The following is a 12,674-nucleotide window of genomic DNA, read 5'->3' as shown; positions in this document are numbered from 1 at the left end:
TCCGTCGTCCGGCGTACGAGAGGACCGATCATGAGCGCGGTGCGGGAAGGGCTCCCCGAAGGCCGTTACGGCCGCTCGGCGGACGAGCGCGCCGACCGCCGGCTCAAGGTCCTCGGCGCGGTGCTGGGCGCCGTGCTGCTCGCCGTGGTCGGCTGGTTCGGCTACGACTACGTCGCGGGCCAGAAGGTCAGCGCCGAGGTGATCAAGTTCGACCTCTCCGCGGAGGACCGGGTCGCGGTCCATCTGGAGGTCCGCAAGGAGCGGGACGCCCGCGGTTACTGCACGCTGCGGGCCCTCGCGGAGAACGGCGGCGAGGTGGGCCGCAAGGAGGTCCGCTTCGACGGGGCCGCCACGCGGATCGACGAGGTCGTCACGGTGCGTACGACGGCGAAGGCCACCAGCGCCCAGTTGCTCGGCTGTACCTCCGAGTAGGAGCGGGCAGCTCGGGGTAGGCGCCTCGCAGTAGCCTGAAGTAACCGGAACGGCTCTGTCCGATTCCGCGCTGACCTGCAACGACGCAAAATAAGTGACGTTCGTCCTCCCCCTTTCCCCACGAAATTGTTAGGCTCGTGGTTTCGCCCATCCAGGAAGGCAGAATGCTTCTGGGTAGGGCGTTGCTTTGTATCCCAGTACCGACGAGGAGCACCTGTGACCCAGACCAGCGAGAACGTCACCTGGCTCACCCAGGAGGCGTACAACCAGCTCAAGGCCGAGCTGGAGTACCTGTCTGGTCCCGCGCGAACCGAGATCGCCGCCAAGATCGCGGCTGCTCGGGAGGAGGGCGACCTGCGCGAGAACGGCGGGTACCACGCGGCCAAGGAGGAGCAGGGCAAGCAGGAGCTGCGCGTCCGCCAGCTGACCCAGCTGCTGGAGCACGCGAAGGTCGGCGAGGCTCCCACGGAGAGCGGTGTCGTCGCGCCCGGCATGGTGGTCACCATCGCGTTCGACGGCGACGAGAGCGACACCCTGACGTTCCTCCTCGCCTCCCGCGAGTACGCGAGCTCCGCCGTCGAGACCTACTCCCCGCAGTCGCCGCTCGGCTCGGGCGTCAACGGCAAGAAGGTCGGCGAGGACGCGCAGTACGAGCTCCCGAACGGCAAGAAGGCGTCCGTCAAGATCCTCGACGCCAAGCCGTACCAGGGCTGAGACCGGCTGATCGACGAGAGGGGCCGGGCCGCGCGAGACGCGGCCCGGCCCCTTTTCGTACGCGCCCGAGGTCAGGCGGCCGCCGAGCGGTACTTGCGCACCGCCAGGGTCCGGAAGACGACCAGGATCAGCAGCGACCACAGCACCGAGGCGAGGACCGGGTGCTGCATGGGCCAGGCGTCCGAGACCGTGAAGCCCGGGGGCAGGTTGCCGAAGAGCTCCCGGCACGCCTGCACCGTGGCGCTGAACGGGTTCCACTCGGCGATGTGGCGCAGGAACGTCGGCAGCTTGTTGGCGTCGACGAAGGCGTTCGAGATGAACGTCAGCGGGAACAGCCAGATCAGGCCGCCGGACGTGGCCGCCTCCGGTGTGCGCACCGAGAGGCCGATCAGGGCGCCGATCCAGGAGAACGCGTAGCCGAGCAGGAGCAGCAGGCCGAAGCCGAGCAGCACCTTGCCGATGTTCTCGTGGACCCGCCAGCCCACGATGAGGGCGACGACTGCGAGCACGACCAGCGTGAACGTGGTCTGGACGAGGTCGGCGAGCGTCCGGCCGGTGAGGACCGCCCCGCGGGCCATCGGCAGCGACCGGAAGCGGTCGATCAGGCCCTTGTGCATGTCGTCGGCGATGCCCGCGCCGGCGCCCGCGGTGGCGAAGGTGACGGTCTGGGCGAAGATGCCGGCCATCAGGAACTCGCGGTAGGCGCCCGGAGCGATGGTGCTGCCCACCTCGATGGAACCGCCGAAGACGTACGTGAACAGCACCACGAACATGATCGGCTGGATCAGCCCGAAGATCACCATCTCCGGGATGCGGGACATCCGGATCAGGTTCCGCTTGGCGACCACCAGGGAGTCGGCGACCGACTGGGCGATGCCCCCGCGCGGCCGGGGGGCCGCGACCTTGGGGGCGTCGGAGAGGGTGCTCACTTCACGGCCTCCTTCACGGCCTCGGTGTCGTCGTCCCCGCGCTCGGCGGCGTGGCCGGTCAGCGAGATGAACACGTCGTCGAGGGTCGGGCGGCGCAGGCCGATGTCGTCGATCTCGACCCCCCGCGTGTCGAGCTCGCGGATGACCTCGGCGAGCAGCTTGGCGCCGCCGGTGACCGGCACGGTGAGCTGGCGGGTGTGCTCCTCCACGGCGACCTCGCCCTTGCCGAACCCGGCGAGGACCTCGCGGGCCGGGGCGATCTCGTCGTGCCGGTGGACGACGACCTCGACGCGCTCGCCGCCGGTGCGGGCCTTGAGCTGGTCGGAGGTGCCGCGGGCGATGACCTTGCCGTGGTCGACGACGCAGATGTCGTGGGCCAGGTGGTCGGCCTCCTCGAGGTACTGCGTGGTGAGCAGCAGCGTCGTGCCGCCGGCGACCAGCTCCTTGATGACCTCCCACAGCTGCTGGCGGTTGCGCGGGTCGAGGCCGGTCGTCGGCTCGTCCATGAACATCACGGGCGGGGAGACAACGAGGGCGGCGGCGAGGTCGAGGCGGCGGCGCATGCCGCCGGAGTACGTCTTCGCGGGGCGGTCGGCGGCGTCGGCGAGGTTGAACCGGTCCAGCAGCTCACCGGCGCGGACCTTCGCCGCCCTGGCGGACATCTGGTAGAGCTGCCCGACCATCTGGAGGTTCTCGCGGCCGGTGAGGTACTCGTCGACGGCCGCGAACTGGCCGGAGAGGCCGATGGAGCGGCGGACTTCGTTGGGGTGCTTGAGCACGTCGATGCCCGCGACGACCGCCCTGCCGCTGTCGGGCTTCAGGAGCGTGGTGAGCACGCGCACGGTGGTGGTCTTGCCGGCGCCGTTGGGGCCGAGAAGCCCCAGGACCGTCCCCTCGGGGACGTCCAGGTCCACGCCGTCCAGAGCCCTTACGTCGCCGAAGGTCTTCACGAGACCCTCGGCATGAATAGCGCCTGGCATGTGGGTTCTCCCGTTGGCAGGTGCGAGTGGTGGGTCGGGCGTATCAACACGTACTACCCGAGCGTAGGTACGCCGAGTCGGTCGCGCCCGGCGAACATGACAACCCGCTCACCGTAACGCGATACATCGCGTTTACTCAAGCGCTTTTCCGTTGCCCACAGCCTTTGTTGGCCGCCACTCGCCGCCACGCGCCGCCCCCAGCCGCCCGGTGCGGCTCTCGCGATACCCATCGCGATATACGGCTCCCCCGCCGCCCCACCCGGCACGCCAGGACCTCACTCCATGACCACGTACCCCGCGTCCCGCAGCGCCGCCCGCACCTCCTCGCAGTGCTCCGGCCCCTTGGTCTCCAGGTGCAGCTCCACCTCCACCTCCGTGAGCCCGAGGCGGGGGTCGGTGCGTACGTGTCCGACGTCGAGGACGTTCGCGTCGGACACCGACAGCACCCCGAGCATCGTCGCGAGTGCCCCCGGCCGGTCCGTCAGCCGCAGCCGCAGGCTCAGGTAGCGCCCGGCCGCCGCCATGCCGTGCCGCAGGATCCGCTGGAGCACCAGCGGATCGACGTTCCCGCCCGACAGCACCGCGACCACCGGGCCCTGGAACGCCTCCGGCGTGCTGAGCAGGGCCGCCACCGGGCTCGCCCCGGCCGGCTCCACGACCTGCTTCGCCCGCTCCAGGCACAGCAGCAGCGCCGACGACAGGGCGTCCTCCGAGACCGTGCGGACGTCGTCGACGAGCTCGTCGACGATGGCGAACGGTACGTCGCCGGGGCGGCCCACCTTGATGCCGTCGGCCATCGTGGGCGCGGTGTCCACGACGACCGGCCGGCCCGCCCGCAGGGAGGGCGGGTACGCGGCCGCCGCCTGCGCCTGCACCCCGATCACCTTCACGTCCGGGCGCAGCGCCTTGACCGCCGTCGCGACGCCCGCCACCAGGCCGCCACCGCCGACGCCCACGAGGATCGTCCGCACCTCCGGGCACTGCTCCAGGATCTCCAGCCCGACCGTTCCCTGTCCGGCGATGATGTCGTGGTGGTCGAAGGGGTGGATGAACACCGCGCCCGTCGCCCGCGCGTACTCCTGCGCGGCGGCCAGCGTCTCGTCCACCACGTGACCGTGCAGCCGGACGTCGGCGCCGTACTCCCGGGTCGCCGCCACCTTCGGCAGCGGCGCGCCGACCGGCATGAAGACGGTGGAGCGCACACCCAGCAGCGAGGAGGCGAGGGCGACGCCCTGCGCGTGGTTCCCGGCCGACGCGGCGACCACCCCGGCCGCCCGCTCCTCGGGGCGGAGCCCGGCGATCCGCACGTACGCGCCGCGCAGTTTGAACGAGCCCGTCCGCTGGAGGTTCTCGCACTTCAGGTGTACCGGAGCCCCCACCAGCTTCGACAGGTGCCGGCTGCCCTCCATGGGCGTCATCCGGGCCACCCCCGACAGCATCTTCTGCGCCCCGCGGATGTCGTCGAGGATCAGGCGGTGCGGGGGGTACGTCGTACGGAAGCTCATGACCGCCAGTCTCGCAGCTCGCCCCACGCCCCACATCACCGCTCGCCGCGGCTCCGGACCAGTACCGGACCAGCGCCGGACCAGCGCCGGACCAGCGCCGGACCGGCGCCCGGAGGGCCGCTCACACCGCCGCTCATCACGTTTGTGCAGCGCTGGTACGGACTCGCGCGGGTCCGCGTACTCTGTCCCCCACCAACCACCACCACCGCACGAGAGAGCCGCAGCCATGCCCACGTCCCAGGACATGACGACTGATCTTCACCAAGGCCTCCTCGATGCCCTCCAGCACGAGGTGGCCGTCTTCGCCCGGCGGGCGGAGCAGACCCGCCTCGGCGGCACCGGCCAGCTCCGCAACTCGATGGACCGGGCCGCGTACCTGCTCCTGAACCGGCTCGACCGGGAGGGCCCGATGGGCGTGAAGGCGCTGGCGGCCGGGATGGGCATCGACTCGTCCACCGTCACCCGCCAGGTGGCGCCCCTGGTGGACACCGGCCTGGTCAAGCGCACCTCGCACCCGGAGGACGGCCGGGCCGTCGTGCTCCAGCTGTCGCCGCGCGGGCAGGCCCGGCTGGAGGAGGTCCGCTCCTCGCGGCGCGAGCTGATGGCCCAGGTGACGGAGGGCTGGACGGAGGAGGAGCGCGAGTCGTTCTGCACGCTGCTCACCCGGTTCAACTCGGCGCTCTCGGCCCGCCAGGCCGGACTGCCGCCCGTCGAGACGCCCGCTGCCGCGGCCTCCCCGGAAGACGACACGACGGAAGCCGCCCCGGCCTCTTGACCCGGCCGTGCGCACGCCCTCATATGAGGACGTGCGACAGCGGCGGCGGGCGACGGCACGGCGATCACGGGCCCACCGCGCCCGCGAGTTCGAGGCGTTCGTCGCGGGCGCGGCCGGCCGGCTGCTGCACGCCGCCACGCTGCTGACGGCCGAGGCGCCGGCCCGGAACCCGTACGCGCGGGAACTGCTGACCGCCGCGCTGGCCGCCACGTACGCCCGCTGGGACCGGCTGCGCGGCGAGGACCCGTACGACATCGCCCGCCACGAGCTGACGGAACGGTTCGCCCGCGCCGCCTGGCGCTTCCGCCGGGGGCGGGGCGGCCTGCTGTCCCCGCTCACCCCCCGCGAGCGGCTCGTCCTCGTGCTGTGCCTGTACGAGGGGATCGGCGAGGAGCGGACGGCCGCCGTGCTGGGCCTGCCGGTGGAGCGGGTGCGGGTCCTCTGTACGCGCGCGGTCCGGGCCATGCGGGTACGGGCCCGCCACCGTGACGGACGGGCGGCCGAGCGGGGGATGGCGCCGTGAACGACCCCGCGAAGGAGGCCGAGGTCCGGCGGATGCTCCAGGCCCCGCCGCGCCCGCGGGTCCCCGCCGACCTGGCCGCCCGCGCGATCGAGCGCGGCGCCCGCAGCCTGCGCCGCGCACGCCTGCTGCGGCGCACGGCCTGGCTGCTGCTGTGCGCCGCGCTGACCGCGGTCACGGTGTGGGCGTCGGCCCTGGAGTCCTGATCCGGGATCGAAGGCCCGGGTCTAGCCGAGCGCCCGGCGCAGGTCCGCCAGCAGGTCGTCGACGTTCTCGATGCCGACCGACAGCCGCACCAGGTCCGCCGGGACCTCCAGCAGGGAGCCGGCCACGCTCGCGTGGGTCATGCGGCCCGGGTGCTCGATGAGCGACTCGACGCCGCCCAGGGACTCGCCCAGCGTGAACAGCTCGGCGCGGTTGCAGACCTCGACCGCCGCGGCCTCGCCGCCCCGGACGCGGAAGGAGATCATGCCGCCGAAGTCGCGCATCTGCTTGGCGGCGACCTCGTGGCCGGGGTGGTCGGGCAGCCCCGGGTAGAGCACCTGCGTCACCTTCGGGTGCTGGGTCAGCATCTCGGCGACGCGGGCGGCGTTGGCGCTGTGCCGGTCCATCCGGACGGCGAGGGTCTTGATGCCGCGCAGCACGATCCACGAGTCGAAGGGGCCGGCCACCGCGCCCATGGCGTTCTGGTGGTACGCCAGCTCCTCGCCGAGCGCCTCGTCGGCGGTCACCAGGGCGCCGCCGACGACGTCGGAGTGGCCGCCCATGTACTTGGTCAGCGAGTGGACGACGACGTCGGCGCCGAGCGCGAGCGGCTGCTGGAGGTAGGGGCTGGCGAAGGTGTTGTCGACGACGAGCCTGACCCCGGCGGTGCGGGCCACGTCCGCGAGGGCCGCGATGTCCGTGATGCCGAGCAGCGGGTTGGACGGGGTCTCGACCCAGATGGCCTTCGTGCGGTCGGTGATCGCGTCCCGTACCGCCGCCGGGTCGGAGGTGTCGGCGACGGACCACTCCACGCCCCACCGGGCCACGACCTTCGCGAACAGCCGGAAGGTGCCGCCGTACGCGTCGTTGGGGATGACCACGTGGTCGCCCGGGGCGAGGAGCGCGCGCAGCAGGCAGTCCTCGGCCGCGAGACCGGAGGCGAAGGCCAGGCCGCGCCGGCCGCCCTCCAGGGCCGCGAGGTTCTCCTCCAGGGCGGTACGGGTGGGGTTGGCGCTGCGGCTGTACTCGTAGCCGCCGCGCAGGCCGCCCACACCGTCCTGCTTGTAGGTGGAGACCTGGTAGATGGGCGGGACGACCGCGCCGGTCAGCGGGTCCGCGGTGTTGCCCGCGTGGATGGCGCGGGTCTCGAAGCTCTGGTGCGTGTGCTCGTCGCTCATGCAGCCCGAGCGTAGTCGGGCCGGGGGCGCGGCGGACGCGACGCCGCTGTGGGGTGGGCCGCCGCTGCGGTCCGGACCCCGCCGGCGGGGTCCGGAGTGCCGGTGGGGTCCGGGACAATGGGCGCATGGAGATTCTCTGGTTCCTGTTGGCCGTCGGTCTGATCGGCGTGGTCGTCGCGTCGTTCCTGTCGCGCCGCCGCGGCGGCATCCGGCTGGTCGACCCCGGCGCGCCGGACGCGGCCGACCCGAGCGCGTACGGCTTCGTGCGCCAGGAGGAGCTGGACGTCCGCATGCCGGGCCCCGACCAGGACCTGGTCGACGTGCTGGACGTGGTGCAGCGGACGCAGGACTGGCGGGCCGCCTCACAGCTGCTGGCCGGTACGGACAAGGACGGCGAGGTGCGCTGGCAGCGCGTGCAGGCGTTCGCGGGGGCGGCGGCGCTGGAGCTCCAGCGGCAGCCGGGCACCGGCGGCGCGTGGCTGCGGGTGTGGCGGGCCGAGAAGCCGAAGGACCCGGGTGGCGCGGCGGTGCACGCGGAGTTCCTGGTGCAGCAGGCGTGGCGCTCGTCGTCGGCCGGCACGGACGACTTCCGGATCATCCTCGAAGAGGCGCGCACGGTGTGCGAGCAGGCGGCGCTGCTGGCGCCCGGCGATCCGGTGCCGTACATCATCGAGCTGGCCGTCGCGCGCGGGCTCGGGTACGGCCACGAGCAGTTCGACCAGGTGTGGGCCAAGATCATCGACCGGGCGCCGCACCACATGGGGGCGCACCTGGCGGCGCTGCACTACTGGTGCGAGAAGTGGCACGGTTCGCGCCGGGACGCGGACCAGTTCGCCACCGCCGCGGCGGCCCGCGCCCCGCGCGGCTCGCTGCTGGCCGCGCTGCCGCTGTTCGCGGTCTTCGAGCACCTGCCCGAGGTGGCGCTGGTGCGGGACTTCTACGGCACCGAGGTGGTCTCCAAGGCCATGGAGGGCGCGCTGTACGCCGTGCACTCGGCCCGCCCGGACGACCCGATGCTGGCGCACGTGCGCCATCTGCTGATCCACTTCCTGGTGAGCGCCGAGCGCTGGTCGGAGGCGATGCATCAGCTGGTGCACGTGGACGGCCACGTCGGCGCGCTGCCGTGGACGCTGAGCGAGGACCCGGCGGCGCAGTACGCGATCTTCCGGGCGCTGGCGGTGGCGGGGTACGAGGCGAACGGCGGCAGCCCGGCGACGCTGCCGCACTGAGCCTTCCGCCGAAGGAAAGGGGGTGGCCCGGCCGGGCCGCCCCCTCCTTTTCTCCGGAAGGTGTCAGAACGCCGTCTCGCGCTCGTCCCAGTCGTAGTCGACGCCGTCCTGGCGCAGCCGGGCCGTGCCGTTGTTGGCGTACAGGTACAGGAGCGGACCCTCCAGGGCGTACAGGTCGTTGGTGCCGTCCCCCTGGACATCTCCGACGGAGAAGACGCGGCTGAACTTCTTCCAGCCCGTGCCGATCAGCTTGCGGGGGGCCAGGGTGCCGGTGCCGCGGCCCGGGTAGAGCCACAGGTTGCCGGAGGCGTCCCGGGCGACGAGGTCGCTCTTGCGGTCGCCGTCCATGTCGCCGGCGCCGACGAGCGCGGTCATGGACTGCCAGCCGCTGGAGCCGATCTTCTGGCGCGGCCCCACGGAGCCGGCCGCCCTGGCCGGGTGCAGCCACAGCGCACCGGTGGCGTCCGTGGACACCAGGTCGCCCTTGCTGCCGTCACCGTTGAAGTCGCCGACGGCGGTGAGGTGCTTGAGGGACTGCCAGCCGGTGCCGATCTGGACACGGGGCCTGAGCCCGCCGGTGCCGTTGCCCGGGTACATCCACAGCGCGCCGGAGGCGTCGCGGGCGACGATGTCCTCCGCGCCGTCGCCGTTGCGGTCGCCGTGGCGCAGCAGTGCGGTCATGGACTGCCAGCCGGTGCCGATGCGCGTGGCCGTGAAGTCGCCGCGCAGCAACCACAGGTTGCCGGCGACCGAGCGGAAGACGAGGTCGGTGGAGCCGTCCCGGTCGAAGTCGCCGACGGGCTTCGCCGCGCCACCGGGGCCCGTCGGCGACGCCCACTCCATGTACTCCTTGCCGCTGCCGCACTCGTGCTGGGTGCGGGCGAGGCGGAAGGAGCTGACGTTGTCGGACAGGTAGCTGTTCTCGTCCTTGATGTGCGTGAGCTCGTGCCCCTGATTGTCGTCGTCGCCCGCGTAGAGCACCACGTGGCGGACGGAGTCGGAGTACTCGTACCGCGGCTGGCTGTAGACGCAGGCGTACAGCCCGGTGCGGTTGCGCAGCCCGGACGCCTTGTTGTCGAAGGTGCCGAGCGTGGCCATGCTGCCGGTGTACGTGGTCATCGTGCCCGTGCCGTCGGCGTTGTCGAACAGGCAGAACTTCCCCTGCGGACAGCGGTCGTACCCGGACGCGGCGTGCGCGCTCGGGACGGCCGTCGCCAGCACGCCGAGCGCGGTGAGCGCGGCGGTGGCCGCCGCGCGCAGAGAAAGACGCAGAGTGCGCATGTGTGTTACCCCCCAGTTACTGCGAACCCGGGTCACAGTAGCCCCACGGATCTCGCTTGCCCGCACCGGCCCGGCTGGGTGATACTCCGCTTCCCCCCACGCCTCTTCGTCATGTCCATTTTCAGTGGGGGAGCTCTGCCCGATGGGCGCATCCCTGCGCGCGCTGCGCGCACTCGTTCTGCTCGCCGGCTTCTTTCTGCTCGGCGTCCTGCTGCTGGCCGTCCTCGCCGGCATCGACTACCTGCTGTACCTGCACGCCCCCTCCGGCCTCGCCACGAAGCTGTACGTGGTGTCCGTGCTGCTCGCCATCCCCGTCGTACGCGGCATGTTCATGCTGCGCACGCCGAAGGACGACGGCCAGCGCGGCCTGGCCGTCACCGAGGCCGACGAACCGGAGCTGTGGCGCACCGTCCGCGAACTCGCCGACCAGGTCGGCACGCGGCCGCCCACCCGCATCCTGCTCACCGGCGACGTCAACGCCGCCGTCACCGAGAACGCCCGGCTCCTCGGCCTGCTGCCCGGGCCGCGCCACCTCTACCTCGGCGTCCCGCTGATGCAGGGCCTCAGCGAAGCCCAGCTGCGCGCCGTCCTCGCCCATGAGCTGGGGCACTACGTCAACCACGACACCCGGCTGGGCGCCATCACCGCGCGCGGACGCACCCAGCTCTTCCGCACCATCGCCCACTTCGAGGAGCGCGCCGCGAAGACGGCCGGCCGCGAGCGGGCCCGCCAGGAGAAGCGCAACACCAAGGCCGAGGCCAAGGGCCGCAAGACGCGCGAGATCGACACGGGCGGCGCCGGCATCACGTACCGCACGATGGCCCGGATCTACACCGCCTACGCGCACCTGTACTTCCGCGCCACCATGAACGACTCGCGCCGGCAGGAGTACGCCGCCGACGCCGCGGCCGCCCGGATCGCCGGCCGCGACGCGACCGCCTCCGCGCTGCGCGAGCTGCCGTCGCTGGACGCCGCGTTCAGCTTCTACAAGGACTGCTACGCGACGCTGGGCACCTCGGCGCGGCTGCTGCCGCCGCGCGGCGAAATCTTCGGCGGCTTCGACCGCCTGCTGACCGCCCGCGAGCTGGAACTGGCCGGGCTGCGCGCCGAACTGCCCACCGAGCCGGTCTCCCCGTACGACTCCCACCCGGCCATCGCCGACCGGGTCCGCGCCATCGAGGCGCTCCCGCAGGACGGCCGCGTCGACGAGGGCAAGGGCGCCGCGACGGGTCTGCTCGCCGACCCGGCCCGCACGCTGGCCGTGCTGGAGGACGTGGTCCTGTCGGAGCAGGCGCGCGCGTTCCGCCGCACCGGCAGCTGGGAGGAGCTGCTCGACGCGGCCATGAGCGCACGTCTCGCCTCGGTCGAGTCGCCGCTGCACCGGGCGCTGGGCGCGTACACCGGCGAACCGCCGACGCTGCCCGCGCTGCTGAAGGTGATCGACGACGGTCAGCTGTGGCAGCTGGCGCAGCGGCTGCCACTGTCGGAGGAGGCGGCGTCGGCGACCGGACGCGTCTTCCGGGAGTTCGTCCGGCCCGTGCTGTGCAAGGCGATCAACGGCATGGTGATGGCGGAGCTGAGCGCCCGCTCCCAGCTGCGCTGGGAGTTCTCGTGGACCCGGTCCGCGATCGTCCACCTGCCGCTGGGCCCGGACGGGGCCGAGCTCGACCTGGAGGCGGCCGTCGACGCGGCGACCGCGGACGTCCCCGACACCGCGCCGCTGCGCGCGCTGCTCTCGTACGGCCTCACGGGCGGCCACCCGGGCGGCTTCACGGACGGCCTCACGGACGGGGCCGCGCGGTGACCGTCGTCTGGATCATCCTGAGCGTGATCGCGCTCGCCGTGCTGGCGGTCGGCGGGTACTTCCTCAAGGCCATCGTGCAAGGCGCCCGCGAGGGCTGGCGCTACGTCGGTTCCGAGGAGCAGCGGGCGGACGAGGCCGCCGCGCTGGGCTTCCTGCCGCCCGAGCGGCAGAACACCGAGCTGTCCGCCCCGCGCCCGGCCCCGCTGGAGGCGGCCCTCGCCGCCGCGAAGGGCGGCGACTTCAAGCCGGCCGCCGCCCTCTTCGACGCGACGGCGGCCGCGCGGGACTGGGAGTGGCGCACCCGGTACTGCGAGGAGTTCGCCGATGTGGCGGCCGAGGACGATGCCTGGCTGCTGGCGTGGGAGGCCGCGCACCCGGACGACCCGGGAGCGGCGCTGGTACGGGCCCGCTCCACGGTGTTCCTGGCCTGGCGGATCCGCGGCGCCCAGCGGGCGCGGAACACCACGCACGAGCAGTTCGAGGGCTTCCACCGGATCCTCGCCCGGTCCCGCGAGGAGCACGCCCGCGCGGCGGCCCTCGCGCCCGAGGGCGACCCGGCGCCGTACGTCGGGGAGATCTGGACCGCGCTCGGGCTCGGCTATCCGCACGCCGAGATGGACCGGCTGTGGCGGCGGATCACCGAGCGGGCCCCGCACCACTACGAGGCCCACTTCTCGGCGCTCCAGTACTGGTGCGACAAGTGGCGGGGCTCGGAGGAGCTGGCGCGGGACTTCGCGGCCCGCGCGGCCGCGGGGGCGCCGCTGGGCAGCCTGATGACGGCGTTCCCGCTCATCGCACACTTCGAGCACGACGAGTCGGACACGACCGAGGGCGACCGCACGCCCGAGATGCACGCCCTGGTCGACGCCGCCCTCGCCGACGCGGCCGCCGCCGACCCCGGCCACCCGCGTCTGGCGGAGGTCCGCCACCTGCTGGCGTACTACCTCTCGCTCCAGGACCGGGACGAGGCCGCAGTTGAGCAGTTCCGGCTGGTCGACGGCTACGTCGACGCCCTGCCGTGGCGCTACCGGAACGACCCGGCGGCGGCGTACTGCAGGCTGCGCGACGAGAGCGTGGCCGCCGCGGCGGCGGCCGGCGGCTGACCCGCGCGAGGGCCTGACGC

The 12,674-nt window shown here is 72.9% G+C and carries 13 protein-coding genes; 8 read left to right on the top strand and 5 right to left on the bottom strand.

Features of this window, described 5'->3' with window-relative positions; translation table 11 throughout:
* Window positions 1–30: 30 nt before the first annotated feature.
* Both ACZ42X_RS04365 and greA read left to right on the top strand, forming a co-directional pair.
* A complete protein-coding gene (locus ACZ42X_RS04365) occupies window positions 31–432 on the top strand; it encodes a DUF4307 domain-containing protein (protein ID WP_468284201.1) in 402 nt (133 codons plus the stop codon).
* 216 nt (window positions 433–648) lie between these two features.
* Window positions 649–1,146, top strand: a complete 498-nt coding sequence (gene greA, locus ACZ42X_RS04360) for a transcription elongation factor GreA (RefSeq protein ID WP_468284199.1) — start codon at window positions 649–651, stop codon at window positions 1,144–1,146.
* A gap of 71 nt (window positions 1,147–1,217) precedes the next feature.
* Here the strand turns inward: greA and ACZ42X_RS04355 are convergent, their stop codons facing one another.
* The 3 genes from ACZ42X_RS04355 to ilvA form a co-directional block, all read right to left on the bottom strand.
* Window positions 1,218–2,075 carry an ABC transporter permease gene (locus ACZ42X_RS04355; protein ID WP_468284197.1) on the bottom strand — a complete coding sequence of 286 codons (858 nt, stop codon included), beginning with the start codon at window positions 2,073–2,075 and terminating at the stop codon, window positions 1,218–1,220.
* Window positions 2,072–3,055, bottom strand: coding sequence for an ATP-binding cassette domain-containing protein (locus ACZ42X_RS04350; RefSeq protein WP_468284195.1), 984 nt, complete (start codon window positions 3,053–3,055; stop codon window positions 2,072–2,074). The genes ACZ42X_RS04355 and ACZ42X_RS04350 overlap by 4 nt, the downstream gene beginning before the upstream one ends.
* A 275-nt stretch (window positions 3,056–3,330) precedes the next feature.
* Entirely contained in the window at window positions 3,331–4,560 is a 1,230-nt protein-coding gene (ilvA, locus tag ACZ42X_RS04345; protein ID WP_468284193.1) for a threonine ammonia-lyase, read from the bottom strand.
* A 226-nt stretch (window positions 4,561–4,786) separates the two neighbouring features.
* Here ilvA and ACZ42X_RS04340 point away from each other — a divergent pair, with 226 nt between their 5' ends.
* From ACZ42X_RS04340 to ACZ42X_RS04330, 3 genes are read left to right on the top strand one after another with little or no spacing between them, the layout of a single operon-like run.
* On the top strand, window positions 4,787–5,335 hold the full coding sequence (locus tag ACZ42X_RS04340; protein WP_468284191.1) for a MarR family winged helix-turn-helix transcriptional regulator: 549 nt from the start codon (window positions 4,787–4,789) through the stop codon (window positions 5,333–5,335).
* A gap of 31 nt (window positions 5,336–5,366) precedes the next feature.
* A complete protein-coding gene (locus tag ACZ42X_RS04335) occupies window positions 5,367–5,858 on the top strand; it encodes a sigma factor-like helix-turn-helix DNA-binding protein (RefSeq protein WP_468284189.1) in 492 nt (163 codons plus the stop codon).
* A complete protein-coding gene (locus ACZ42X_RS04330) occupies window positions 5,855–6,061 on the top strand; it encodes a hypothetical protein (protein ID WP_468284187.1) in 207 nt (68 codons plus the stop codon). The genes ACZ42X_RS04335 and ACZ42X_RS04330 overlap by 4 nt, the downstream gene beginning before the upstream one ends.
* Before the next feature lie 21 nt (window positions 6,062–6,082).
* Here the strand turns inward: ACZ42X_RS04330 and ACZ42X_RS04325 are convergent, their stop codons facing one another.
* Window positions 6,083–7,237 (bottom strand): cystathionine gamma-synthase, encoded by a 1,155-nt coding sequence (locus ACZ42X_RS04325; RefSeq protein ID WP_468284185.1) that lies wholly within the window; start codon window positions 7,235–7,237, stop codon window positions 6,083–6,085.
* Window positions 7,238–7,362: 125 nt separating this feature from the next.
* Here ACZ42X_RS04325 and ACZ42X_RS04320 point away from each other — a divergent pair, with 125 nt between their 5' ends.
* On the top strand, window positions 7,363–8,466 hold the full coding sequence (locus ACZ42X_RS04320; protein ID WP_468284183.1) for a hypothetical protein: 1,104 nt from the start codon (window positions 7,363–7,365) through the stop codon (window positions 8,464–8,466).
* Window positions 8,467–8,529: 63 nt separating this feature from the next.
* On the opposite strand, the gene ACZ42X_RS04315 is transcribed toward ACZ42X_RS04320, so the two are convergent.
* The gene (locus ACZ42X_RS04315) at window positions 8,530–9,747 is read right to left on the bottom strand and encodes an FG-GAP-like repeat-containing protein (RefSeq protein WP_468284181.1); all 1,218 of its coding nucleotides are present in this window, start codon (window positions 9,745–9,747) and stop codon (window positions 8,530–8,532) included.
* A 142-nt stretch (window positions 9,748–9,889) separates the two neighbouring features.
* Here ACZ42X_RS04315 and ACZ42X_RS04310 point away from each other — a divergent pair, with 142 nt between their 5' ends.
* Both ACZ42X_RS04310 and ACZ42X_RS04305 read left to right on the top strand, forming a co-directional pair.
* Complete coding sequence (locus ACZ42X_RS04310; RefSeq protein ID WP_468284179.1) at window positions 9,890–11,551, top strand: M48 family metallopeptidase; 1,662 nt, start codon at window positions 9,890–9,892, stop codon at window positions 11,549–11,551.
* A complete protein-coding gene (locus ACZ42X_RS04305; RefSeq protein WP_468284177.1) occupies window positions 11,548–12,654 on the top strand; it encodes a hypothetical protein in 1,107 nt (368 codons plus the stop codon). The genes ACZ42X_RS04310 and ACZ42X_RS04305 overlap by 4 nt, the downstream gene beginning before the upstream one ends.
* Window positions 12,655–12,674 lie beyond the last annotated feature (20 nt).

The organism is Streptomyces sp. NPDC030862 (assembly GCF_055571835.1).
Note: the sequence above shows the minus strand (reverse complement) of the source record. Positions and strands in the feature narration are given on the sequence as shown.